This is a genomic window from Streptosporangium sp. NPDC002607 (assembly GCF_053592655.1).
In genome coordinates, this window is the sequence record NZ_JBSFWD010000007.1 from 40,103 (window position 1) to 64,664 (window position 24,562).

At 69.7% G+C, this 24,562-nt stretch carries 24 protein-coding genes; 13 read left to right on the top strand and 11 right to left on the bottom strand.

Annotation, left to right across the window (positions count from 1 at the left end):
- Positions 1-6 precede the first annotated feature (6 nt).
- Together ACWD3H_RS10275 and ACWD3H_RS10280 are read left to right on the top strand one after the other, a co-directional pair.
- Complete coding sequence (locus ACWD3H_RS10275; protein WP_451954710.1) at positions 7-1,182, top strand: sensor histidine kinase; 1,176 nt, start codon at positions 7-9, stop codon at positions 1,180-1,182.
- Between the two features lie 60 nt (positions 1,183-1,242).
- Positions 1,243-1,905, top strand: a complete 663-nt coding sequence (locus ACWD3H_RS10280; RefSeq protein ID WP_355555350.1) for a response regulator transcription factor — start codon at positions 1,243-1,245, stop codon at positions 1,903-1,905.
- Here ACWD3H_RS10280 and ACWD3H_RS10285 read toward each other — a convergent pair.
- Positions 1,845-2,549, bottom strand: coding sequence for a hypothetical protein (locus tag ACWD3H_RS10285; RefSeq protein ID WP_451954711.1), 705 nt, complete (start codon positions 2,547-2,549; stop codon positions 1,845-1,847). The genes ACWD3H_RS10280 and ACWD3H_RS10285 overlap by 61 nt on opposite strands.
- Before the next feature lie 206 nt (positions 2,550-2,755).
- On the opposite strand from ACWD3H_RS10285, the gene gdhA reads away from it, so the two are divergent.
- The gene (gene gdhA, locus ACWD3H_RS10290; RefSeq protein ID WP_355555346.1) at positions 2,756-4,099 is read left to right on the top strand and encodes an NADP-specific glutamate dehydrogenase; all 1,344 of its coding nucleotides are present in this window, start codon (positions 2,756-2,758) and stop codon (positions 4,097-4,099) included.
- A gap of 172 nt (positions 4,100-4,271) precedes the next feature.
- Here gdhA and ACWD3H_RS10295 read toward each other — a convergent pair whose 3' ends face one another.
- The 4 genes from ACWD3H_RS10295 to ACWD3H_RS10310 form a co-directional block, all read right to left on the bottom strand.
- The gene (locus tag ACWD3H_RS10295; RefSeq protein ID WP_451954712.1) at positions 4,272-5,165 is read right to left on the bottom strand and encodes a phosphotransferase family protein; all 894 of its coding nucleotides are present in this window, start codon (positions 5,163-5,165) and stop codon (positions 4,272-4,274) included.
- Positions 5,166-5,275: 110 nt separating this feature from the next.
- Complete coding sequence (locus ACWD3H_RS10300; protein WP_451954713.1) at positions 5,276-5,893, bottom strand: hypothetical protein; 618 nt, start codon at positions 5,891-5,893, stop codon at positions 5,276-5,278.
- Positions 5,894-6,069: 176 nt separating this feature from the next.
- On the bottom strand, positions 6,070-6,243 hold the full coding sequence (locus ACWD3H_RS10305) for a hypothetical protein (protein ID WP_451954714.1): 174 nt from the start codon (positions 6,241-6,243) through the stop codon (positions 6,070-6,072).
- A 271-nt stretch (positions 6,244-6,514) separates the two neighbouring features.
- A complete protein-coding gene (locus ACWD3H_RS10310; protein WP_451954715.1) occupies positions 6,515-6,760 on the bottom strand; it encodes a hypothetical protein in 246 nt (81 codons plus the stop codon).
- A gap of 330 nt (positions 6,761-7,090) precedes the next feature.
- On the opposite strand from ACWD3H_RS10310, the gene ACWD3H_RS10315 reads away from it, so the two are divergent.
- Positions 7,091-7,285, top strand: coding sequence for a DUF5999 family protein (locus tag ACWD3H_RS10315; RefSeq protein ID WP_451954716.1), 195 nt, complete (start codon positions 7,091-7,093; stop codon positions 7,283-7,285).
- A gap of 212 nt (positions 7,286-7,497) precedes the next feature.
- Here ACWD3H_RS10315 and ACWD3H_RS10320 read toward each other — a convergent pair whose 3' ends face one another.
- Positions 7,498-8,178: a hemerythrin domain-containing protein gene (locus ACWD3H_RS10320; protein ID WP_451954717.1), complete on the bottom strand. Its 681-nt coding sequence runs from the start codon at positions 8,176-8,178 to the stop codon at positions 7,498-7,500.
- A 111-nt stretch (positions 8,179-8,289) separates the two neighbouring features.
- On the opposite strand from ACWD3H_RS10320, the gene ACWD3H_RS10325 reads away from it, so the two are divergent.
- The 7 genes from ACWD3H_RS10325 to trpS all read left to right on the top strand — a co-directional run bounded on the left by ACWD3H_RS10325 (position 8,290) and on the right by trpS (position 16,054).
- On the top strand, positions 8,290-9,384 hold the full coding sequence (locus tag ACWD3H_RS10325; RefSeq protein WP_451954718.1) for a helix-turn-helix transcriptional regulator: 1,095 nt from the start codon (positions 8,290-8,292) through the stop codon (positions 9,382-9,384).
- A gap of 28 nt (positions 9,385-9,412) precedes the next feature.
- Entirely contained in the window at positions 9,413-9,616 is a 204-nt protein-coding gene (locus tag ACWD3H_RS10330) for a DUF397 domain-containing protein (protein WP_451954719.1), read from the top strand.
- A gap of 395 nt (positions 9,617-10,011) precedes the next feature.
- Positions 10,012-10,938, top strand: coding sequence for a hypothetical protein (locus tag ACWD3H_RS10335; RefSeq protein ID WP_451954720.1), 927 nt, complete (start codon positions 10,012-10,014; stop codon positions 10,936-10,938).
- Positions 10,939-11,054: 116 nt separating this feature from the next.
- Positions 11,055-13,127 (top strand): DUF6421 family protein, encoded by a 2,073-nt coding sequence (locus ACWD3H_RS10340; RefSeq protein ID WP_451954721.1) that lies wholly within the window; start codon positions 11,055-11,057, stop codon positions 13,125-13,127.
- Positions 13,124-13,765, top strand: coding sequence for an SDR family NAD(P)-dependent oxidoreductase (locus ACWD3H_RS10345; RefSeq protein ID WP_451954722.1), 642 nt, complete (start codon positions 13,124-13,126; stop codon positions 13,763-13,765). Before ACWD3H_RS10340 ends, ACWD3H_RS10345 begins: the two co-directional genes overlap by 4 nt.
- A 62-nt stretch (positions 13,766-13,827) precedes the next feature.
- Entirely contained in the window at positions 13,828-14,889 is a 1,062-nt protein-coding gene (locus ACWD3H_RS10350) for a threonine aldolase family protein (protein WP_451954723.1), read from the top strand.
- A 199-nt stretch (positions 14,890-15,088) separates the two neighbouring features.
- Positions 15,089-16,054 carry a tryptophan--tRNA ligase gene (gene trpS, locus ACWD3H_RS10355; protein ID WP_355564598.1) on the top strand — a complete coding sequence of 322 codons (966 nt, stop codon included), beginning with the start codon at positions 15,089-15,091 and terminating at the stop codon, positions 16,052-16,054.
- Positions 16,055-16,171: 117 nt separating this feature from the next.
- Here the strand turns inward: trpS and ACWD3H_RS10360 are convergent, their stop codons facing one another.
- Complete coding sequence (locus ACWD3H_RS10360; RefSeq protein WP_030921269.1) at positions 16,172-16,471, bottom strand: DUF3467 domain-containing protein; 300 nt, start codon at positions 16,469-16,471, stop codon at positions 16,172-16,174.
- A gap of 74 nt (positions 16,472-16,545) precedes the next feature.
- Positions 16,546-17,184, bottom strand: a complete 639-nt coding sequence (locus tag ACWD3H_RS10365; RefSeq protein WP_451954724.1) for a DUF305 domain-containing protein — start codon at positions 17,182-17,184, stop codon at positions 16,546-16,548.
- Positions 17,185-17,317: 133 nt separating this feature from the next.
- On the opposite strand from ACWD3H_RS10365, the gene ACWD3H_RS10370 reads away from it, so the two are divergent.
- Complete coding sequence (locus ACWD3H_RS10370) at positions 17,318-18,034, top strand: DUF3105 domain-containing protein (RefSeq protein ID WP_451954725.1); 717 nt, start codon at positions 17,318-17,320, stop codon at positions 18,032-18,034.
- 12 nt (positions 18,035-18,046) lie between these two features.
- Here ACWD3H_RS10370 and ald read toward each other — a convergent pair whose 3' ends face one another.
- A complete protein-coding gene (ald, locus tag ACWD3H_RS10375) occupies positions 18,047-19,165 on the bottom strand; it encodes an alanine dehydrogenase (protein ID WP_451954726.1) in 1,119 nt (372 codons plus the stop codon).
- A 604-nt stretch (positions 19,166-19,769) separates the two neighbouring features.
- On the opposite strand from ald, the gene ACWD3H_RS10380 reads away from it, so the two are divergent.
- Positions 19,770-20,873 carry an excalibur calcium-binding domain-containing protein gene (locus ACWD3H_RS10380; protein WP_451954727.1) on the top strand — a complete coding sequence of 368 codons (1,104 nt, stop codon included), beginning with the start codon at positions 19,770-19,772 and terminating at the stop codon, positions 20,871-20,873.
- Between the two features lie 27 nt (positions 20,874-20,900).
- On the opposite strand, the gene ACWD3H_RS10385 is transcribed toward ACWD3H_RS10380, so the two are convergent.
- Together ACWD3H_RS10385 and ACWD3H_RS10390 are read right to left on the bottom strand one after the other, a co-directional pair.
- Positions 20,901-22,277, bottom strand: a complete 1,377-nt coding sequence (locus ACWD3H_RS10385) for an NCS2 family permease (protein WP_451954728.1) — start codon at positions 22,275-22,277, stop codon at positions 20,901-20,903.
- A 36-nt stretch (positions 22,278-22,313) separates the two neighbouring features.
- Entirely contained in the window at positions 22,314-24,554 is a 2,241-nt protein-coding gene (locus ACWD3H_RS10390; RefSeq protein ID WP_451954729.1) for a xanthine dehydrogenase family protein molybdopterin-binding subunit, read from the bottom strand.
- Positions 24,555-24,562: the final 8 nt, after the last annotated feature.

Genomic DNA, 24,562 nt, shown 5'->3' on the forward strand with positions numbered 1-24,562 from the left:
CCCCGCATGGCGGTTCTCCTCTTCCCCCTTCGGTACCTGCGCGCGGTGCCGAAGTCCGACTTGCTGATCGGCGCCGTGATCGTCGCCCTCGGCATGCTGGAGGCGTTCACCGTCGCCACCGAGTACGGCGCGACCGAGACGCCCGAGCTGTGGTGGGTCGGCCAGGCGCTCGTCGCCGGCGTGCTCGTGTGGTTCCGGCGCCGGTCGCCGGTCGCCGTGTTCATCCTGATGATCCTTGCCCAGTACGTCTGGCACCGGCAGGGGTACGAACACTGTCAGACCTGGCAGCTCGCCTCCCTGATGATCGTCTTCCACACAGTCGGTGCCGAGCTCCCCTTCAGGCCCGGGCTCGCCTGGGCCGTCACCGGCATCCTGGCGTTCGGCTCCGGTGCCGTCGACCACCGCCGGCTCCCCTTGGAGGAGGTCATCTTCCTGCCCGTCCTCTTCGGCGCCGCCTACCTCACCGGCCTCGCCCTGCACGCCTATGTCGCCCGGGTACGCCGCCTGGCCGAGCAGGCCGTCCGCCTGGAACGTGACAGGGAACGCGAGGCCGTCGCGCGGGAGAAAGCCCGCATCGCTCGCGAGCTGCACGACGTGGTCGCCCACAGCGTCAGCATGATGGTCATGCAGGCCGGGGTGCTCCGCCGCTCGCGAGGCGGGGACGACGAGGCACTGCTGGGCATCGAACGGATGGGGCGCGAGGCGGTCGAGGAGCTGCGCGTCATGCTCGGCGCGCTGCGTATGCCCCTGGACGAGAGCATCCCGCAGCCCGGACTGGACCTGTTGTCCGGCACCGTGGACTCGCTCGTCTCCTCCGGGCTGCGGGTCACCCTCGACGTACGGGGGGAGGTGGTGCGGCTGGCACCCGGGCTGGATCTGTCGATCTATCGCATCGCCCAGGAGGCCCTCACCAACGCGGTCAAGCACGCCGGAGAGTCCGAGATCCGGATCACGGTCTCCTATCACCGGGACTCCGTGGAGGTGGAGGTCACGAACGGGAGTGGGAACGGCGGGACGTCGTCCTCCGCGCTGTCGACGGGCAACGGCCTCATCGGCATGCGTGAGCGCGCCGAGCTCTTCGGCGGCACCTTCGAGGCCGGCCCGCGTCCAGAAGGTGGCTTCCGGGTCCACGCGTCCCTGCCGGCCTCGCTGGAGGTGTCGGCCGGTGAGCCGATCGGATGAGCCGGTTGACGGACGAAACCATAAACGAGGCGCCGAGCCGCCTGGCAAGAAGGAGGAGAAGTGAGTATCCGTATCGTGATCGTCGACGACCAGGCGATGGTCCGCGCCGGGCTGAAGCTCGTCGTGGAGAGTGAACCCGGCATGGAGGTGGTCGGCGAGGCCCCCGACGGGGTCGAGGCCATCGCCGTGGTCCGCCGCACCAAGCCCGACATCGTGCTGATGGACATCTCGATGCCCCGTATGGACGGCCTCACCGCCGCCAGGCAGCTCCTGGGGCAGCCGGAACCGCCGAAGATCGTCATGTTGACCACCTTCGACACCGACGAGAACCTCTACGCCGCGCTCCGTGCGGGGACCAGCGGGTTCCTGCTCAAGGTCTCGCCGCCTGAGCAACTGGTGGACGCCATTCGTGTCGTCGTCGCCGGGGACGCCCTGCTCGACCCGGCCGTCACCACTCGCGTCATCGCCTCCTTCGCGGGCCGTCATGATCCCGCGCCCCCGCCGCAGCTGGCCGACCTCACCCCGCGCGAGCTGGAGGTGTTGCGCTCCCTGGCCCGTGGCCTGACCAACTCCGAGATCGCGGGGAAGCTCTTTGTCGGTGAGGCCACGGTCAAGACCCATGTGGCACGGGTACTGATGAAGCTCCGTCTGCGGGACCGGGCTCAGGCGGTGGTGTTCGCGTACGAGTCGGGAGTGGTGCGGCCGGGGGCGGCGGTCGGGTAGTAGGAGATCCACTCCTCGCGGCTCATCCGGATCATCTTGACGCCGAGCCAGCCCAGCGCGACCGCGGGGGCGGTCCACAGCGGGACGGTCACCGGGCCGTACGGGACCAGCATCGAGCCGCCGTAGCCGATGCCGACGACGAGCGGCACCCACCAGTGCGCGAATCCCGCCCGCCAGACGCCGATCACCAGGACGGGCAGGCCGAAGATGGCGAAGAACAGCCAGGGCATCTGGAACCCGAAGACGACGCCGGGCAGGTTCAGCATCTCGTTGAGGATCTGCTGCGCCTGCTCAGGGGTGTTCCGCTGCCCGAGCCACCACTCCACCGGGTCGGTCATGAGCAGGCCCGACACGCTGATGTAGCCGAGGACGGTGAGCGAGCCGGCGATGTGGCCGAAGACCACCGCGCGGCGGCGCATCACATGCAGCAGGCCGAGGGCCGCGACGGCCATCAGCAGGTAGGCCCAGTGGTACATCACCGACTGGACCTGGGCGAGGGCGGGATTTTCCGCGAAACTGACCGCTTCGCGCTCGTCGCCCCAGGTGCCGGGGTCGAGGATGACAGCGATGGCCTGGAGCAGTGGGGCGACGATCAGCAGCAGGCCTGATGCGATGCGCCGGAAGTCGGCTGAATCCTTGAACATGGTTTTTTCTTCCCGTGCGAGGTCGGGGCGGCCTTTTAACCAGGAAGGTAGGCGGCGGGTCCCCGCCGGGTCGTCCATCGCCGGGCTGATCCGGGGTCCCTCTCGCGGGGTAAGAAGTTCTCACCGTGGGCCGGTTAAAGGTGTGAGAAGTGCGTCTCATAAGGTCTAGACCACAGTGTGTGGGCTGGCGATCAGAAAGATAAGTGATGTTGCACGAAAAACTGGACTCGATCTACGACAGTGTCCTGCGCCGAAACCCGGGTGAGATCGAGTTCCACCAGGCCGTTCGCGAGGTGTTGGAGAGCATCGGACCGGTCCTCGGCAAGCATCCCGAGTATGCCGAATCCAAGATCATTGAGCGGATCTGCGAGCCGGAGCGGCAGATCATCTTCCGGGTGCCGTGGGAGGACGACCAGGGTGAGGTCCACATCAACCGTGGCTTCCGGGTCGAGTTCAACAGCGCGCTCGGGCCCTACAAGGGGGGACTGCGTTTCCACCCCTCGGTGTACCTGGGCATCGTCAAGTTCCTCGGCTTCGAGCAGATCTTCAAGAACGGACTGACCGGCCTGCCGATCGGCGGGGGCAAGGGTGGCTCGGACTTCGACCCGAAGGGCCGCTCCCAGCGCGAGATCATGCGCTTCTGCCAGAGCTTCATGACCGAGCTCTACCGGCACATCGGTGAGTACACCGACGTCCCCGCCGGGGACATCGGCGTCGGCCAGCGCGAGGTCGGCTACCTGTTCGGCCAGTACAAGCGCATCACCAACCGGTACGAGTCCGCGGTGATCACCGGCAAGGGGCTCAGCTACGGCGGCGCCCAGGTCCGCACCGAGGCGACCGGTTACGGCTGCGCGTTCTTCGTCGACGAGATGCTGAAGGCACGCGGCACCTCCTTCGAGGGTAAGCGCGTCATCGTGTCCGGCTCGGGCAACGTCGCCGTCTACACGATCGAGAAGGTGCAGCAGCTCGGCGGCACGGTGATCGCCTGCTCCGACTCCTCGGGGTACGTCGTCGACGAGAAGGGCATCGACCTGGACCTGCTCAAGCAGGTCAAGCAGGTCGAGCACCTCCGGATGGACGCCTACGCCAAGCGTCACGGCGGCAACGTGTCCTTCGTGGCGGGGCGGAGCATCTGGGAGCTGCCGTGCGAGGTGGCGATGCCGTCGGCCACCCAGAACGAGATCACCGGCAAGGACGCCGAGTCGCTGGTGCGCGGCGGGTGCATCGCGGTCGGCGAGGGTGCCAACATGCCCACCACGCCGGAGGGCATCCGGGTGTTCCAGGAGGCGGGTGTCGCCTTCGGGCCCGGCAAGGCCGCCAACGCGGGCGGCGTGGCCACCAGCGCGCTGGAGATGCAGCAGAACGCCAGCCGTGACTCGTGGACCTTCGAGTTCTCCGAGCGCCGCCTCCAGGAGATCATGCAGGACATCCACGGCCGCTGCCTGGAGACCGCCAGGGAGTACGGCATGCCGGGCAACTACGTGGCCGGCGCCAACATCGACGGCTTCAAGCGCGTCGCCGACGCGATGCTCTCCCTCGGCCTGATCTGATCTGAAGTGTTCGCCGTGACCGCCAAAGGCGTCGGTCACCGGCACATCTTTCGCGGTCCCGGACGCCGAGCCCGTTCCCCGTGCACCGGGATGCCGGCGGCGTCCTGAGTGGCCGTTCACCGGCGAAACCGCGAATACGCCGTTCTGATCGCCGGAGCCCCGGTGGGGCGTTCTACGAGTGGAAGAGCCACTCAATCGCGGTGCGGGATTTGCCGACGTAGGCGTCCTGGCCGGTTTCGAGGCCGTACGCCAGATCCTCGAAGAGACCGCATCTGCCGTAGAAGACGGCGCGCTCGCGCAGGGCGGTGACGTCGCCGGGCCGGTAGCCGCCGAGGGCGGCGTCCAGGGCGGTGGGGCCGAGGTCGCGATACAGCAGGCCGAAGTCGTAGGCCGGGTCGACGATCGCGGCGTCGCTCCAGTCGATGACGCCGGTCACCGCACCCGTGGCCGGGTCGACGAGAACGTGCTCGATTCCCAGATCGTTGTGCGAGAAGACCGGGGTGTATCCCCCGTCCGGGGGTGGGGTGTCCAGGAACGCCTGCACCGCCTGCTGGTGGGCCGCCGGGATCTCCCCGGAGATCGTCGGGTAGCTCTCCGCCGCCTCGTCCAGCCATTCGGACGGCGGCGGGTCGTCCACCTCCACCAGGCCGGCCAGCCGATCCACCGGAACGGCGTGCGCGGCGGCGAGCAGGCCGCCGAGCGTGGCGGCGACCGACGGGCCGTGGGCCAGCCGCTCCGATATGGGCAGGCCGAGCAGTGGCCGGCCCGGGAGCTTGAAGTAGGCCAGGCAGCCGTGCTCCGCGACCGTGAACCGCGGTTCGGGGACGGGCACCGGGGAGAAGCGCGCGACGGCGGCCAGGAGACGGGCCTCGCGCTCCACGAGCACGGCCCGCCGCGCCGGATCCGGCTCCTTGCTGAAGCGCACGATCAACTCGCCGTTGACCTCGTACGCGATGTTGTCCTGGCCCTCACCGAGCGGCGTGACGGTCTCGACCCGGTAGCCGGGCAGATGCTCGGCCACCGCGTCGCGGGCATCCTCGGCATGGTCGCGGCTCTGGCTCTCCATGCCGCGACCCTACCGATCACGGCGTGTCGGATGCGGGGCCGTGTTCCGCGAGCCTCCTTGGGTTGATCCTGTCCCTCCGCTGTCTTTCGGTCTCTGGGGCGGTGGTGCTCTCAGCTCGCGCCGGGGACGGTGACGTTCTTCTCCTTGAAGCCGTAGCCGTTCTGTGTCGCCTTCTGCTGCAGGCCGGTGAAGGAGCTCTTGGTGGCGGCGAGGTCGGCCTCGGTGGCGGTGCCGTTCTTCAGCTTGGAGGTCAGCCTGTCGAAGCTGGCGGTGACCGCCGTGACACCCTTGCACAACGTCGGGTTGGCCAGGGCGAAGCGTTTGGCGACCTTCAGCTCGTGAACGGTGAAGAGACCGGCCACGGCCGCCTTCGCGAAGGTCCGCTTCCGCTTCTCCGCCCCCGCCTTGAAGCCCCCGCTCCGCAGTGGTCGGTAGATGTAGCGGTAGAAGGCTCCCAGTGCGAGGCCCGCGTGCAGCGCGAAGCGGGTCTTGGCGAACTTCTTGGCGTTGCCGGCGGCCGGGCACTCCTCGGAGGGGTACTCCTGGTCGGTATCCGCCGCCGGTGGGGCGGTCGTGGCGGCCGGCGGGGCGGCGGGTGCCGAGGTCGTGGCCACCATGGCACCGGGCCTCAGGTCGGCCGGCGTGTTGTCGCCGCAGCCACCCACCAAGGCCACGGTCAGCAGCACCGCCGCCGGGATGGCAAGGGATCGGGTCCCCCGTGCAAGCATTTTCCCCCCTGGAGAACTTCACGGTGCCGTGGTTCGCACCTTCCTCCGCACTCTACTCTCTGTAGTTGCTTCATCACTTTAAGTGAAGAGTGTGGTTCTCCGGGGTGTCCCGAGCCGACGGCGCCGAATCGGCCGGACAGGAGAAGGACCGGGGGTGCCCCTCTCCTGGCTGTCGCTCAGGCCGGGAGTCGGGCCACCGCCGCGCGCACTGCCTTCGACGCCTCGTCGGTGAGCGGGTCACCGTGCCCGAAACAGGCCGTCTCGACGTGGAGTTCGGCGAGCCCGCGAAACGACTCGATGGCGCGAGAACGGTCGGTGTCGAACGCGCCGAGGGTGGGGGAGTTGTCCACGCTCGCGACGGCGTCGCCGGGTAAACGGGGCCATGCCGTTCACCAAGGGCGGAGCCGGGGGTGACGGAGCGGGACGGAATCGGATGCCGTGAAAAACTCCGATCAACGGTGCGAACCTTTCGAAAGGCGGTTCCGGAATCCGTATCCGCCGTGATCCCGCACGCACCGATTCACGTCGCCGTTCCGATGGTTTTTCAGCCCGAAGAACACGGAGGCGACGTCGATGAGTCCGGATATCGTCCCGGTGACCTCTGCTCGGTCGCGGACCGGGTCAGCCGCCCTCTTGTGAAAAAGCGCGGCGAGATGCGCAGCTGATCCGGTCGCCGGGCGTTCTCCTGTCATCCGTTCCCTGGTCGAACCAGCCTTTCCTGACCCGTTGCAGGAACGCGTCCCAGGCGTCGAAGCCGAGCAGGATGCCTGGCTGTCCCGGGGCGCTGAGCCTGACCCCTTCGCGGGTGATGGTGACGATCACTCGCATGTAGCTGGTGTTCTCTCCGGCCGAGTGGGCGGCGTTCACCCGCTGGGTCCGCACCGACGACACCGTCCACTAGGGCCTGGTTCCTTCGACCTGCTCGAAGTGATCGCTGTCGTCGATGACGAGACAACGCACGGTCACGAGTCCAGGGCGGCGGCAGGCCGCGGACGGCGCATTGCAGTTAGCGGGTATGCCGGGACTGCCGTTGGCACGGGGCCCGAATGGGCGCTGCCAGCGCAGACAACGGACGGCGGGCGCGGCATCGTAGGAAGCGAAAGCAGCTCACTGGACCGGAACGCCGGCGATGACCGTCAAGCCGGAGCCGGTGTCCTTCGAAAACTCCTGCGATCGTCAAGGATCGAGGTAACGGTCATGTGTCAGCACAAGCCTCCGTGTCCATCCGCGAACGCCTCGGACCACGACGCGGCCCGCCTGGTGGCGTTTCATCCGGAACAGGGATGGGGGCTGCTCTGCAACGGCGTGGTGCTGTTCGACGACACCGGCGAGCTTCTGCCCGACGGGCGCAGCATCCCCGCTCACCGGGATTGCTATGTGCGGGCGGCCTGACCCCGTGTGCCGCCAGGGTCTCGCGGCGGAGTACGCGACGCCCGGCCGGTCCGCCATCCCCCGGCCGGGAAACGACCTCTCAGGGGACAACCTAGGTGTGGGGCGTTTGGGGGTACGAACGCGGTGGGTCGGCCGCCACGGTTGAGGCGGGCAGCGCCGGCACGGCGCCGGTGGCCACGGCCAGGGCCGCCGCGGTGCTGCGGAATAAGCGGTCACGCATGGAGATCACCGCTCGCCGGGGCCGTGGAGACGAGGGCGTGGAGCGCGGCCGAGTCGGCGGCGCCGAGCACGCGGTCGCCGATCGCGAGCACGCCCTTCACCACCTCCGGCGGAGCCGTGGCGGCCATCCGCCGGACGAGCCCGGTTCGGGTCGGTCGGTCGAGGGACGGCAACATCAGTTCCAGGCTGATCGTCTGGATCTCCGGCGTCGTCTCGGCCATGAACGCCGCCCGTGCCGCCGCGATCTCCTCGTCGGTGCAGCGGGCCCAGATGCGTGGCATCACCACGGTCTCCTCCTCGTGCAGGTGCGGGAGGTAGGCCGCGGTGAATCTGGCCAGGTCGCGGTAGAAGGCGAGGCCGGCCACCGGATCGGGCTTGACGACGAGCGCGTCGAAGCTCTCGGCCAGGTGCTGCTCCAGCTCCTCCAGGTCCGTGTGCTGCTCGGCGATCGCGTCGGTGGTCTGGTGCTCGTACGGGTCCAGGACGCGCAGGATGTGCCGGTCCTCGTGTTCGGTGTGCGAACGCAGCAGCGCCAGCAAGGACTGCCAGCGCGCCGCCAACTGTCCGATGTCGTCGTCATCGGCCCAGTCGGTGGCGCCCGCCAGCATCGTGACCTCGAACAGGCCCCGGCGCAGTGCCTTGTGAATGTGGGTGAACAGGTCGTCCCGTTCCATGTTCGGCTCCTTCAGGTCGAATGCTGAAAAAGCTAGTAAGGGGCCGCCGGGGAGCGGTATCCCATAAACGTGGGGGTGGTGAGGAGGCCACGTACGGGCGATCCTTCGAACATGGACTTGCACGAAGGGCTGCGCCGGATCGCGGTGCGGGGGGGTGACCTCACCGAGGTGCGCACGGAACTCGACCGGCTGTTGCGCCGGGTCATCGGGTACGACATCGCGGCGATCTCCACGGTCGACCCGGCCACCCTGTTGTGGACGAGCTGCTTCGTCACCGGGATCGGGTACGAAGGCGGCGCGGACCGCGAGCGCATCATCTTCGATCTTGAGTTCCGCGACGCCGACCTCAACGGCTACACCCGGCTGGCCAACGCCGCCGTGCCCGTCGCGGGGTTGCACCAGGCCACCGGCGGCCGGATCTCCGAAGCGGCGCGATATGAACCGCTGCTGCGTGAGCTCGGGATTTGCGACGAGGCCCGCGTGATGTTGCGGTCCCGCAACGGCTGCTGGGGGTCGCTGACGCTCTACCGGTGCACGCCGTCGCCGCCGTTCGGGACGGCCGAGCTCGCGGCGTTGACCGGGGCGGTCTCCCCCATCGCGGACCTGTTCCGGCTGACCCTGCTCCGTGCCGCCCTGGACGTCGCCGAGGGCATCGAAGATCCTCCGGGGATGTTGCTCGTACGCTCCGGTGGCGAGGTCGAGACGCTCAGTACCCAGGCGCGCACGTGGCTGGAGGCCATCGACGATCGGGGCCGCATACCGAGTGCGGTCAGGTCCGTCGTGGCCGCCGCCCAGGCTGGGAACGGCCCGGCCACTGCCGCCCTGCCGGCCCGGGGCGGAGGGTGGGTGATGCTGCACGGCTCGCCGATCGAGGGTTCGGCGGACCGGGTGGCCCTCATCATCGAGGGCGCCCGTCCCGCCGTGCTCGGTCAGATCATCGCCAGGGCCTACGACCTGACCTCGCGCGAGCGTGAGGTGACGGCGCTGGCCGCGCAGGGGCGCAGCACCCGCCAGATGGCCGCCGTGCTCGGCATTTCGCCGTTCACGGTGCAGGACCATCTGAAGGCGGTCTTCGCCAAGACGGGAACCCACAGCCGGGGTGAGCTGGTGGCCTCACTGCACACCCGCCACTACGCTCCGCGCGTGGCGGCGGGGGCGGCTCCGAGCCCGTACGGCTGGTACCTCGATGACGAATGTTCCGTCTAGGTGTACTGATCGCAGAGATGAGGGACCGGTGGATCAGGAACTGAGTGAGGCCACGTGGGTGAAGTCGCCGTTCTCGGGTGACAACGGCGGCGAGTGCGTGGAGGTCGCGAAGCTGTCCGGTGGCCGGGTCGGTGTCCGCGACAGTAAGGACCGGTCGGGTCCGGCGCTGGTGTTCACCCCGGCCGAGTGGGCGGCGTTCACCCGCTGGGTCCGCACCGACGACACCGTCTAGTTTTACAACGATCCGCAGCACGGCAGGCCCTCGCATCCAGATGCGGGGGCCTGACTGTCACGTGTCTCTACCAGGGCCTGTGCGGAGTACGGATCTTCATGCGAGTCACCACGAACGCCGATCCGCCGCAAGACCGTGACCATCGACAAAATCGACGCCGGGGTCACCTGTCCCGACCCCACCTGTGTCCAGTCGCCGAGCCTCGGGCTGGAGGTGACGCTGACCCTGGATCGCCCGCCGCACCTCGCCTGCCACGGCACTGATCACGGCGATCGCCGGCCCCGCGATGTCCATCGTCGTCGGCCCCAACCCGGCTCCCAGTGGCTCGCAAGGGCGGGTTCCTAACGTCCGCCCCGTAAGAGTGATCGAGCCTTGCGGGAGCGGGACGCGTGGACATGAGGTTGTTGCTGGGGCTCGACGGGCCGGATCTGTCCGCGTTGGCACGGGCCGTCGTGGGCGTGTTCGGGCCGGGTTGGCCGCCCGACGCGAAGTTCTCCGTGGACTTCGCGGACGAGGTGCCCGGTGTGGACTGGTTGGAGCGCTTCGCCGCCCGCCAGGAGAAAGGGGCGGAGAGCGCCGTCGGGTGGAACGGTGACGGGGAGCCCTTCGCGTTCAACATCGGTAACGCCATCGTGAAGGCGGGCCGCGACGGCGACTGGACCGCCGAGTCGCTGCTGGAGGTTCTGGAGGACCTGCCCTTCGCCGTCGCCTCCACCGGAGGCGTCCATCACTGGACCGGCAACGGGGGCTTCGCCGATCTCCACTACAGCCACGGGTGGGCGTGCGCGTTCAGGGGAGCGGGCCATGACCGCCTGCTGTCGCGGCGGTGGCTGGAGCACGGCCCGTGGCGGCTCCTCACCCGTGGGGACATCACGCTGGTGCAGTTCCACGATCTGGCCGCCGACTCCGAGACCGCGCGGCGGCAGGCCTGGCCGGGACACGAACTCCTCACGGCGGGGGCCGGCTACGTATCGCCCCTGCCCGGCGGAGCGCGGGACCACCCGTGGCCGAAACGCCGGAGCGGGTTGCGCGGCCTGTACGACGCCGACACGCGGACCCTGCGGATCGTCGTGCACGGCCGCGCCGTGCACGACGCCGAGATGCGCGACGCCCGCCTGGCCGTACTCGAAGACTCCGGTGACCCGCCGATCGCCGGAGTCGCGTACGTGTTCATGGAGGAGGTGGTGGCCCGCGCGCACCTGCACAGGCTCTGGCTGCACGAGTTGGAATGCTGGACGGTCAGCCACGGCCGTGAGGTCCGCCTTGACGAGGACTACCGGCCCGCGCGCACCCCACCGCGATGGGCGCTGGCACTGACCTGACCCCGCCCCGCGAGGTGTCGATCTTCCAGAAAGCCCTCCGCGTAAGGGATGCGCCAAAAATGGGATGGATTGTGTATATTTTCCGTTGTTAGCTCTTGCTTGAAGGAGGATTTATCGTGACAGCTCTGCCGCGGGTACTGTTCGATGAGGCTCACAGCGAGTCGTGGACCATCCGGCGGGACGTGGCCGAGACGATGAATCCCGGCCACCCCGACGACAGCAGCTACGCGCGCGCCGCGCAGTTGCTGCGCCGGCTGGGGCACACCGTGGACGCGCACATCGAGGGGCCGCTCACCTCGGCCCTGCTGAGCGCGCGGGACGTGCTGGTGATCGCGCACCCCGCCGACGGGCGCTGGGAGCGGACCACCGGGCTGGGCAGCCCCGTCCTGCCCGTCGAGGAGCTGGACGCGATCGAGGAGTACGTCGCGGGCGGCGGTGGGCTGGTCGTGCTGGCCGAGTACGAGCAGGAGAAGTACGGCAGCAACCTCACCGAGCTGCTCGCGCGCTTCGGCGTCGGGGTCGAGCACACCCTCGTCCACGATCCGCAGAGCGCCCACAACGGCGTGGCCGCCTGGGTCATGGGTGCCCCGCGAAAGATCGACGTCGCGGGCCAGGACCTGCTGGCCGGGGTGCGGAGCGCCTGCTTCTACCGGGCCGGGGTGCTCACCGCACCCGAGGACGCGGCGGTGCTGTTCGAGACCTCGCCCACCGCGACCCCCGCGGGCCGCCCGCTGGCGGTGGCCGTACGGCACGGCGAGGGCCGCGTGGTGGTCGTCGCCGACTCCGACCTGTTCGGCGACGACTCGATCGGCGACCACGACCACGCCGCGCTCTGGGGCAACCTCGTCACCTGGGTCGCCCGCGTCCCCGCCCCGGTCGAGGCCAGGCGGTCCGAGGCCCGCGCCGCCTTCGAGGACCTGAAGCGGGCGATCGAGGAGCTGCGGCCGATGCAGGCCAAGGACGGCTCGGTCGAAGGGGACCACGCCAGGGCCGTCGAACTGGTCACCGAGATCGTCGAGTGCGTCGAGCGGCTCGCGCCGCGCTTCCCGCACGACGCCGGCTACCTGGCCGCCGTGGTCGCCGACCTGCGCAAGTGGGCGGACCAGGGCCTGGGCGTGCCCGACTTCCTCGACTCGCTCGACGCCTTCCACCCCGACACCCAGCGGGTGGACGGCCTGGAGCACCTCGTGCTCTTCCCGATGTACACCCAGAACGGCACCACCTCCCGGCACATCGAGGCCGTGTGGATCCGGACGATCTGGCCGGAGTGGCTGGCCGAGCTGGAGCGGACCCGCTACGACAACCCGATGTTCGTGCCGATCGCCTTCGAGGACTTCACCTCCGGCTACGACACCAACTCCGCGGTGCTCTTCCCCGAGACCGTCGCGGTCCGCCAGACCCCGGCCCGCTTCACCTGGGGCGGCATCTTCGCCGACCGCGAGGCCGCCAGGTTCCGCGCGGTGAGCGGGGCGGCGGCGGACACGCTCAAGCTGGCGCTGCCGCCGGACGCGGCCAGGCTGATCGCCTCGCAGGAGCTGGCCCAGGACACCTTCGTGCTCTGGGACCTGATTCACGACCGCACGCACAGCCACGGCGACCTGCCGTTCGACCCGTTCATGATCAAGCAGCGGATGCCGTACTGGCTGTACTCCCTGGAGGAGCTCCGCTGCGACCTGACCGCGTTCGGCGAGGCGGTGAAGCTGGAGAAGGAAGGGGTGCCGCACGCCCGCTACGTCCAGCTCGCGGTGCTCTTCGACCGGCTGTTCCGCTTCCCGATCACCGGTGACCGCGTCCGCAACTACGACGGCCTGGGCGGGCAGCTGCTCTTCGCGTACCTGCACCGCAACGACATCGTCAGGTGGACCGACAACCGGCTGAGCGTCGACTGGGACCGGCTCGCCGGGGGCGTGGCCGACCTGCGGGGCGAGGTCGAGAAGCTCTACCGGGACGGCATCGACCGCTCCAAGCTGGCCCACTGGCTGGCCGCCCACCAGCTGGTCGCCACCTACGTCGAGCCGCACCCCGCCTCGGTCTGGGCCCGGGGGGTGGAGGCCCTCCCCGTTGAAGGGTTCCCCAAGGCCGTGGTCGACGCGGTGTTGCCCGACGAGTTCCCGCTGAGCATGTTCTACGAGGCCCTGCGTCGTAAGCTCACCGATGTCATCGACTCCACGAAGGGCATCCGAGCATGATCATCCTTGTCACCGGCGCGGCCGGTCCCGCCGGTCAGGCCGTCGTCCGCAGGTTCACCGGCCAGGGGCACACGGTGATCGGCGTCGACAGGAGCGGTGCCGACGGAACCCTGGCGGTCGACCTGCTCGATTTTGACGCGGTGCGGGGGCTCGCGCGGGATGTGGCGGCCGAGCACGGCCACCTGGACGGGATCGTGCACCTGGTCGGCGGCTGGCGCGGGTCCAAGACCTTCGCCGAGACGTCGCTGGATGACTGGGCGCTCCTGCACGACCTGCTGATCCGCACCCTGCAGCACGTCACGCTGGCCTTCGAAGCGCTGCTCAAGGCCAGCGAGCGCGGCCGGTTCGCCATCGTCTCGGCCAAGACGGCCGAGCACCCGGGTCAGGGCGACGCGGTGTACGGCACGGCCAAGGCCGCCGCCGAGGCGTGGACCCTGGCCTTCGCCGACGCGCTGAAGGACACCGCCTCCACCGCGAACATCCTGGTGGTCAAGGCGCTCGTGCACGACGGCATGCGCGCGGCCGCCCCGGAGCGGAGGTTCCCCGGCTTCACGGACGTCGACGACCTCGCCGAGGCGATCGACAGGCTCTGGGAGACCGACGCCAACGGCACCCGGATCGACCTCACCGAGGGCTGACCCGTACGGCGGCCACGAAGAAGTACGACGGCGCCCGGGCGCCGAGCAAGGGGAAACAGCACGTGACGGACGCCATCCGCAGGCACGACCCGCTGGTGAAGGGCTTCGCCAGCGACAACTACGCCGGGGTACACCCGGAGATCCTCCAGGCGATCGCGCTCGCCAACGAGGGACACCAGACCGCGTACGGCGACGACGTCTACACCGAGGCGCTGCAGGGGATCTTCAAGAGGCACTTCGGCCCTGCGGCCGAGGCCTGGCCGATGTTCAACGGCACCGGTGCCAACGTGGTCGCGCTCCGCTCGATGACCGCCCACTGGGAGGCGGTGGTCTGCGCGGAGTCGGCGCACATCCACACCGACGAGGGCGGCGCCCCCGAGCGGTCGGCGGGGCTCAAGCTGCTGCCGGTCGCCACCCCCGACGGCAAGCTCACGCCCGAGCTGATCGACAGGCAGGCGTGGGGCTTCGGCGACGAGCACCGGGCCCAGCCCAGGGTCGTGTCGATCACGCAGACCACCGAGCTGGGCACGCTCTACACGCCGGAGGAGATCAGGGCGATCTGCGACCACGCCCATGATCTCGGCATGGTCGTCCACCTCGACGGCGCCCGCGCCACCAATGCCGCCGCCGCACTGGACGTGCCGCTGCGCGCGTTCACCACCGACGCGGGCGTGGACGTGCTCTCCTTCGGCGGCACCAAGGCCGGCCTGATGTTCGGCGAGGCGGTCGTGGTGCTCAACCCCGACGCCGTCCGCGGCCTGCGCTACCTGCGCAAGAGCGCCATGCAGCTCACCTCCAAGATGCGGTTCGTCTCGGTGCAGTTCGAGGCGCTGCTCGCGGGTGACCTGTGGCTGCGCAACGCCCGCAACGCCAACGCCATGGCCCGGCGGCTCGCCGAGGCGGTGCGGGGGGTGCCCGGCGTGGAGATCCCGCGTCCGGTGCAGGCCAACGCGGTCTTCGCGATCCTGCCCAGGGACGTGACCGAGCGCCTGCAGAAGCGGTTCCGGTTCTACACCTGGAACGAGGCCACCGGCGAGGTCCGCTGGATGACCGCGTTCGACACCACCGAGGCCGACGTGGACGCGTTCGCCGCCGCGGTGGCGCAGGAGATGGGCACCGCCTGACCACGGTGGGCAAGGAGCAAGGGGAGCGCTTATACTCGCGGGTATGAGCAAGCACAGTCTGGGTCTGTGGCGGGCCGCTGAGAGGCGGATCCGCTAGCCAGTCCCGACTGCGCACAGAAACGGCCGCCGTTCACCGGCGGTCGTTCTTGTTTTCCCGTACGGCCGGTGCGCGACGGTCCCCCTTCCACGAGGAGTGACCATGACAAAGCGCGTCTTCACCGCTTTCAAACCGACCGGCCACCTCACGCTGGGCAACCTGCTTGGCGCGATCATGCCCGCGGTACGGCTCCAGGACGAGGCCGACTGCGTCTACGCCGTCGCGGACCTGCACGCTCTAACGATCAAGCACGACCCGGAGCAGCTCCGCGCCCGCACCCGCGAGGCGGCGACCCTGCTGCTCGCCTGCGGCCTTGACCGCTCTCTCGTCTACATCCAGTCCCAGGTGCCCGCGCACACCGAACTGGCCTACCTGCTGGAGAGCACCGCCCACTTCGGCGAGATGCGGCGGATGATCCAGTTCAGGGAGAAGTCGGCCGGGCAGGAGGAGGTCCGGCTCTCGCTGCTCACCTACCCCGCGCTGATGGCCGCCGACATCCTGCTGCACCGGGTGGACATCGTGCCCGTGGGGGAGGACCAGCGCCAGCACGTGGAGCTGACCAGGGACCTGGCCCTGCGGTTCAACCGCCTGTACGGCGAGGTCTTCACGGTGCCCGAGGCGGTGCAGCCGCGGGTCGCCGCCAGGGTCATGGACCTGAGTGATCCCACCTCGAAAATGGGCAAGTCGGATGGCTCGGCCGCGGGAACCGTCTATCTGCTCGACCGGCCCGACGACATCCGGCGCAAGGTCATGCGGGCGGTGACCGACTCCGGCACCGAGGTCCGCCACGATCCGGTGGGCAAGCCCGGCGTCTCCAACCTGCTCGCCCTGCTCGCCGCCTGCTCGGACCGGCCGATCGAGTCGTTGTCGTACGGGTCGTACGGCGCGCTCAAGCGGGATGTGGCCGAGGCGGTGGTGGAGAGGCTGCGGCCCGTCCAGGAGCGCTACACCGAGCTTTCGGCGGACCAGGCCGAGCTGTCGCGGCTCCTGTCGGGCGGGGCGGCGCTGGCCACCCGGCGCACCGCCGGCCTGCTGGCCGCGGCCCGGCAGGCCATCGGCCTGCCATGAAGGCGGCCTGAAGCCGGGTCTCGCCTGCCGGGTTCGGCCGCGTCCCGGGTCCCGGCGGGTGGGACTCCCCGGGCACGGGGCGCGGTGGACCGGATCCGCCACACCGGCGGGCCGGGCTCAGTTCTTCTGGCCCGTCTCGTGCTCGTACGCGGTCAGCTGCTGTTCGAGGGCCTTCATCAGCTCGAAGACCTGGCTCGGGGGGATGCGGATCCGGCTGACGATCCGGGTCGGCACGCTCACGAAGTGATGCCCCGAGGAGGGGTCGTTGGCCAGCTGGGGTGGTCGGGTGATCACCGCGAAGTCCAGGACGAACCCATCCTGGGTGTGCCACACGGAGGCGAAATTGGCGTACTGCCCCATTTCTACCTCGGCGGAGATGCTCACCTCCAGGCGGTTCTCCGGCTCGTCGTTCACCATTCTCTTTCCTCCGGCCAGGTTGACTCCATGCTGCCCTGGCCGGAGACCGGCCACACAGGGACGCGCCGACGCTATTAAAGGATGGAAGGCAGCCGCTGGGCGCCGCGCTGCCGCAACATGTCGGTCATCAACTCGATCTCGCCTGTCTGGCCGTCGACGATGTGCTGCGCCATGGTGGCCACCTCGTCGCGGTCGGACAGTTTCAGCAGCCCCCGGCCCATCTGCACGCCGCCCTCGTGATGGCGGATCATGAGCTGCAGGAAGAGGATCTCCTGGTCCTTGCCAGTGGCCTCACGGAGCTTTTTGAGCTCGTCGTCGCTGGCCATACCGGGCATCGTGGTAGAGGCTCCCGGCGTTACAGAGTGGCCGCCGTGACCGGCCATCCACGCCATGACCGGTCGCTCCGTCGACTGGTTCAACCCCCACTGCTGCAGCCAGCCCGTGAAGATGCCGCGCTGGGCCGTCTGGGTGACGATGATGTCGTAGGCCAGTCGCCGGAGCGCCTCGTCCTCGCTCCCGTCCCTGGCGACGAAGGACATCTCGACGGCCTGGGCATGGTGGACGGCCATGTCGCGGGCGAATCCCGCCTCTGCCGAGGCGTCGGTCGGGGATGCCGTCCTGCCCAGGACGAACAGCAGCGTGATCGCCACGGCCAGGACACCGAGCAGGACGCCGAACAGGACGCCGCGCCTGGACTTTGCACTGTTTTTCACCGGAGTTTCCATTGCCCGCCCAGCGTACCCACTGCCGCGAATCATCGCTGTATCACGTGTTATGAGCCCTTTATTCTCCACATACGCCGGTAGGGCATAGGGTGACCGGAGTTGTTTGCTGGCTGGAGGGTTGATGACCAAGGAAAAGGCGCAGGCGAGGCGAGAGCACCTTGCCCGGATGCGTGCGGAGCAGCAGCGCAAGGAGCGCAGAACGGCCTTCCTGATGTGGGGGGCCGGAGGCCTCGTCGTCGTTCTGCTCGTCGGGCTCGTCGCCTTCTACATGGTCAACGAGCGGGCCGCGACCTCGTTGGACAACGTCACCAGCGCGAAGTACGTCGGCAGCCAGCACACCCAGACCAAGGTGACGTACAAGGAGAGCCCTCCGCTCGGCGGTGAGCACAACCCGGCCTGGCAGAACTGCGGTATCTACGACCAGCCGATCAACAACGAGAACGCCGTCCACTCCATGGAGCACGGCGCCGTGTGGATCACCTACCGGCCCGACCTGCCCAAGGCCGAGCTGAACACGCTGAAGGAGCTGGCGTCCAAGGACTACATGCTGCTGAGCCCGTACCCGGAGCTGCCCGCCAAGGTCGTGGCCAGTTCCTGGAACAAGCAGCTCAAGCTGGACAGCGCGGAGGACCCGCGGCTGCCCAAGTTCATCACCAAGTACAAGAACGGCCCGGACACCCCCGAGCTCGGTGCCTCCTGCAGCGGCGGCGTGGGCAGCACCACCGCCGAGGCGCCCATCCCGGCGAGCGCGCCGTCCACGGATCCCAGCCAGAGCGCTCCGGCCAGCGACGCTCCGGCCACCGACGCCCCGGTTCCCAGCGCCACCCCGGCGCCCTGACCAGGTCCTGATCTAGGCCCGCAACGCCCACTCCAGGGGCACCGCCTCCAGCCCGTGAGCCTCGGCCACGGGCCGGTTGGTCAGGTGCCCCTCGTGCGTGTTCAGGCCCCGTGCCAGCGCGGGGTCGCCCAGGAGGGCCTCCCGCCAGCCCAGGTCGGCGATCGCGAGGGCGTAGGGGACCGTCACGTTGGTCAGGGCGTACGTCGAGGTGTGCGGGACCGCGCCCGGCATGTTGGCCACGCAGTAGAACACCGAGCCGTGCACCCGGTACGTCGGATCGTCGTGGGTGGTGGGCCGTGAGTCCTCGAAGCAGCCGCCCTGGTCGATGGAGATGTCCACCAGGACCGAACCGGGCCTCATCCGCGAGACCAGGTCGTTGTCGACCAGCTTGGGGGCTCTCGCGCCCGCGACCAGCACCGCGCCGATGACCAGGTCCGCGTCCAGCACCGCCCGTTCGATCTCGTAGGCGGTGGAGGCGACGGTCCTGCAGTGGCCCCTGTAGATCATGTCCGCCTGGCGGAGCCTGTCGATGTCACGGTCCAGCAGCAGCACCTCCGCCTGCATGCCCAGCGCGATGACCGCGGCGTTCATACCGGAGACCCCGGCACCGATCACGACCGCGCTGGCCGCGTGCACGCCGGACACCCCGCCCATCAGCACGCCTCGCCCGCCGCCCTGGCGCATCAGGTGATAGGCGCCCACCTGCGGGGCGAGCCGTCCGGCCACCTCCGACATGGGGGCCAGCAGAGGCAGGGAGCCGTCCGCGTTCTGCACCGTCTCGTAGGCGATGCCGGTGATCCCCGATTCGAGCATGGCCCGGGTGCAGGCCGGCGACGCGGCCAGGTGCAGGTAGGTGAAGAGCACCTGCCCCTTGCGCATCCGGTGGTACTCCTCGGCGACGGGCTCCTTGACCTTCAGGACCAGGTCGCCCTCGGCCCACACGTCGTCCGCGGAGTCCAGGATGGTCGCGCCCACGCGCCGGAAGTCGGCGTCGGGAATGGCGGACCCCACCCCGGCGTCCTTCTCGACGAGGACCTCGTGGCCGTGCCGGATGAGCTCATGGGCTCCGGCGGGAGTCAGGGCCACACGGTACTCGCGATTCTTGACCTCGCTGGGAACAGAGATCTTCACGGCTCCTCCAGGGTGGGCACGTGTCCTCTTCTTCACGTTGCGTTCCCCGAAAGTGAGTAATCACGCGCAAGGTGGCAGGAAAGGGGCGGCGCCGGTGGCATACCGTCAGCGGTCCGTCGACGCCCGGCCTGTCGGTGTCCATCCTGACTTGCGGGGTTACCGGCTTCCCGCGCTGATCGATAGGCTCGCCGCGAACAGATGCGAGGAATACGGGGATATGACGATGGGGATGCACGCGGGGCAGGGTGGGCCGCCCATACCGCAGGGACCTCCAGCAGGGTCTGACGAGCCCGCCGGCGCGTCATGGGGACCCTCATCCTCCTACGACGCCTTCACGCCGCCGGAGCGCCGTGACGCCTTCACGCCGCCCGAGCGTCCCGGCGCCCCAACCGGACGCCATGCCCGTGGCCCCTGGGAACCGGGCGCTGAGCCCCCCGGCGAACCTGGTCCCGGCGGCCCTGATTCCGGTGGTTCCGGCCCCGCTGGTCCGAGGCCCGGCGATCCCGGCTCCGAAGGTCCGGGGCCCGGTGGTTCGGACCCCGGTGACACGAGGTTCGCCGGCCCGGGTTTCGGCGACCGTGGACCGGATGGCCCAGGTCAGGGCGTGCCGGGTCAGGGCGTGCCGGGGCCGGGTGGTCAGGGTCCGGGCGGTCCGGGGCTGGGTGGCCCCGGAGCGGGCGGTCCGGGAGCGGGCGGTCCGGAGGCCGGTGGCAGGCAGGCCGGAGGTCCGCCGAACGGGGCGCCGGGGGTGCCCAGGGCGAGCCGGATCACGACCGCGATCCTGTTGACCACCCTGGTCGTCGTCGTGCTGATCACCGGCGTGCTCGGCACCATCGCGGTGCTCATGACCCGCAACCCCGACATGCCGCTCGGCGCCAAGCCGCCCAGCCGGCTGGCGGTTCCCATCCACTTCGCCCCGGTGACCGAGGCGAAGGCCGGAGCCTGCACGCTTCCGGAGACCTACCCCGACGACCTCGGGCAGAACTGCTACTCGGTCGCCGCCGGGGTCACCGTGAACGCCGTGCGGAAGATCGAGGCGATCAAGGAGAAGAACGGCACCTACTCGGTCAGGATCGCGTTCGCGCCCACCTTCCGCGAGCAGATCACCGACCTGACCGAGGAGGTGGTCAAGGAGGACGACCCGGTCAGGCAGCAGATCGCGATCGTCGTGGGGGAGAAGGTGGTGGCGGCCCCCCGGGTCGCCCAGGCGATCACCGCCGACAGCCTGAGCATCGCCGGCTCCTTCACCAAGGAGCAGGCGGACGCGATGGTCGTCCGGCTGCTCGGCTCAAGCGGCATCGGCACGGAGTCGACCGCCGGCCCCCGGCCGGACGACACGTCGGTCTTCACCCCGCCGGCCGATCCGGCCACGGACCCGCAGCCCAACCAGCCCGTGAGCCCGTCGAACAACGGCGTCCCGGCCGCGACCAATCCGGCGGGGACGGACCCGGCCGCGACCAATCCGCCAGGGACGGACCCGGCCGCGACGACCCCGCCGGGAACGGACGCTGCCGCCACCAACCCCGTCACCCGGAACACCGCTCCGGCCACGTCGGGCGACGGAGACCTCGACCCCAAATACCGCACCTGCAAGGAGGCGAACGACAACGGCTACGGCCCGTACCACAAGGGGATTCACAAGGAGTACGACTGGTACATCGACGGGAACAAGAACGGGATCGCCTGCGAGCTGAACGACAGGTCCTGAGAGCGGCCCCGTGCGATCCGGGCCGGCTCAGAAGAACAGCGTTCCGATGCCGTCGACGCCGAAGTAGACCGCGAAGATCAGGCTGACCACCCAGAGCAGCCACGGGATCCTCCGGGCCCGGCCGAGGGCCGTCTGGACAATGGCGTAGGAGATCACGCCCGCGCCCACCCCGTTGGTGATGCTGTAGGTGAACGGCATCAGCACGATCGTCAGGAACGCCGGGATCGCGATGCCCAGGTCCTCCCAGGGCACCTTCCTGACCTGGGTCATCATCAGCGCGCCCACCAGGACCAGCGCGGGCGCCGCCGCGGCGGCGGGGACGACGGTGGCGACCGGGGTGAAGAGCAGGGTCAGTGAGAACAGGGCACCGGTGACGACGGACGCCAGGCCGGTCCTGGCTCCCTCGCCGACCCCGGCCGCCGACTCCACGAACACCGTGTTCGCCGAGGAACTCGTGAGACCCCCGATCGCCGCGGACACGCCGTCCACGGTGAGGATCGCTCCCAGCCGGGGCACCCGGCCCTGCTCGTCCACCAGGCCCGCCTCGTCGCTCACCCCGATGATGGTGCCCATCGCGTCGAAGAACCCCGACAGTACGAGCGTGAACAGCACGATGGTGGCGGTCAGCGCACCGGCGCGGGCGAATCCGCCGAACAGGTCCACCTGGCCGACCAGCCCGAAGTCGGGCGCTCCGACCACCGCTTCCGGCATCCGGGGGATCACCACACCCCAGAGTTCCGGCGGGACCGTGGTGAACGTGTCGATCACGACGGCGAGCACGGCGGTGATCACGATGCCGATCAGGATGGCGCCCCGGGTCTTGCGCACGAAAAGGGCGATCATCACCAGCAGCCCCAGGCAGAACAGCGCCACCGGCCAGCCCGTCAGGCGCCCGGTGGTGCCGAGCTGGACCGGCGACCCCGTACCCCTGCCGACGAAACCCGCGTCCACCAGCCCGATCAGCGCGATGAACATGCCGATACCCACGCTGATCGCGTGTTTCAGCGCCAGCGGGATGGAGTTCATGATGAGCTGCCGCAGCCCGGACACGGCCAGCAGCACGATCACCAGCCCCTCCAGCACGACCAGCCCCATCGCCTGAGCCCACGTCATGTGCGGCGCGGCCTGGTAGGCGACCACCGCGTTCAGTCCGAGCCCGGTCGCGACCCCGAGCGGTGCGTTGCCGATCACTCCCATGAGCAGCGTGCTCACCGCCGCCGCGAGGATCGTCGACGTGGTCAGCTGCTGGGTCGACAGCCTGGCCCCCGTGACGTCCGTCGCCCCGCCCAGGATGATCGGGTTCAGCAGGATGATGTACGCCATCGCCATGAAGGTGGTTATCCCGCCCCGGAGCTCGCGGCCGACCGTCGTCCCCCTGGCCGAAAGCTCGAAGAAGCGATCCATGGTCTCCCCTCCGGACGTGGAGGGGATGGGCGGTTCTTACCCGTTCAAGGCGATGTCATGGGGGCGAATGGGCACCCGGGGCAGCGGCAGGCCGGTCGCGGCCCGTACGGCGGCGGCCACCGCGGGGGTGGACGAGAGGGTGGGCGGCTCGCCCGCGCCGCGCAGGCCGTAGGGGGCGTGCGGGTCCGGGTTCTCCAGGATCGACACCCGCATCGGCGGCATGTCGAGGATGGTGGGGATCAGGTAGTCGGTGAACGAGGGGTTTCGCACCACCCCGTCCTGGACCTGGATCTCCTCCATGAGCGCCAACCCCAGCCCCTGGGCCGAACCGCCGTGGATCTGGCCCTCCAGCGCGAGCGGGTTCATGATCCGGCCCACGTCCTGGACCGCGGCCAGCTCCACCACCTTGACCAGGCCGAGCTCCACGTCCACGTCCACGACCGCGCGGTGCACGCACAGCGCGAGCTGGGTGTGGGAGTCGCCCTGCCCGGTGAGGGGATCCAGCGGGAAGGTGGGCCGATGCCGGTACTCCCTGGTCTCCTCCACGGCCCCGGCCAGCTCCAGAGCCTGCACCAGCGACGATCCGTCGGCCCGCAGCTTGTCCAGCCGCTCCCGCACGGCCTGGCAGGCAGCCCTGACCGCACCACCGGTGACGTAGGACTGGCGGGACGCCGACGAGGACCCGGCCGACCCGACGGAGGTGTCCGCCCGCGCGACCGTCACCGTGTCGATCCCCAGCTCGGTCCTGGCGATCTGCTCCTGGACCACCAGCAGACCCTGTCCCACCTCGGCCGCCGCCGTGTGCACCAGGACGTGCGGCTCCCCGCCGATCAGCTCCACCCGCACCCTGGCGGTCGAGTGGTCGTCGAAGCCCTCGGAGAAGCAGATGTTCTTGATACCCACGCCGTAGCCGACCCCGCGCCGCACGCCCTCGCCGTGGGTGGTCTGTGAGATGCCGCCCGGCATGTTCAGCAGGTCCGTCCCGCCCGCGTCGTCCGAGGCGGTGGGGGCGGCGGGGGCGGCGGGCAGCGGCATCGCGGCGAGTTCCGCGAGCATCTCGGCCAGCGGCGCGGGTGAATCGATCACCTGCCCGGTGGCCAGCCTCGACCCCTGGGAGACCGCGTTGCGGATTCTGACCTCGACGGGGGAGATCCCGCACGCCTCGGCCAGCCTGTCCATCTGCGACTCGTAGGCGTAGCAGGCCTGCACCGCGCCGAAACCGCGCATCGCCCCGCAGGGCGGGTTGTTGGTGTAGACGCCGTAGGCGTCGATCCACACGTTGTCCACCTCGTAGGGGCCGACCCCCAGCGAGGCCGCGTTGCCGACCACGGCCGGGGAGGTGGAGCAGTAGGCGCCGCCGTCCAGCAGGATCTCCGCCCTGACGTACAGCAGCCTGCCCTCGCGGGTGGCGCCGTGCTCGTAGCGCATCCGGGCCGGGTGCCGGTGGACGTGGCCGTAGAAGGACTCCTCGCGGTTGTAGACGATCTTCACGGGACGGCCCGTGCGCAGGGCCAGCATGCACGCGTGGACCTGCATGGACAGATCCTCACGGGCGCCGAACGCGCCGCCCACCCCGGCCAGCGAGAGCCGCACCTTCTCCTCGGGCAGTCCCAGGCACGGCGCGATCTGGCCCCGGTCGGCGTGCAGCCACTGCGTGGCGACGTACAGGTCCACCCCGCCGTCCTCGGCGGGTACGGCCAGCCCGGACTCCGGGCCGAGGAAGGCCTGGTCCTGCATGCCGACCTCGTACTCGCCGGTGACCACCACCGGGGCCTCGAACGTGGAGCCGACCCGGATCGGCTGGTGGCGCAGCACGTTGCCGCGCTCGTGGACCGCGGGACAGGAGGTGTCGAAGGCGGCCCGGCGCGGGTCGGTGACGGCCTCGCGGACCTCGTACTCCACGATGACGGCCTCGGCCGCCCTCCTGGCGCGCTCGGGGTGGTCGGCGGCGATCAGCGCGACCGGCTCACCCTGGTAGCGGACCTGGTCGATGGCGAGCACCGGCTGGTCCCTGTGGTCCAGCCCGTAGAACCTCTCGCCGGGCACGTCCTCGTGGGTGAGCACCGCGTAAACGCCGGGCATGGCCAGCGCGGGGCCGACGTCGATCGAGCGGATCCACGCCGACGGGTGCGGGCTGCGCAGGGTGACCCCCCAGATCATGTCCGCCAGATACAGGTCGGAGGAGTAGGCGAACTCGCCCGTGACCTTCAGCGTCCCGTCGGGACGCAGGACGCTCTCGCCGATGCCCAGGCTCTGCCGCGTTTCGATGCCGCTCACTCTGGTAG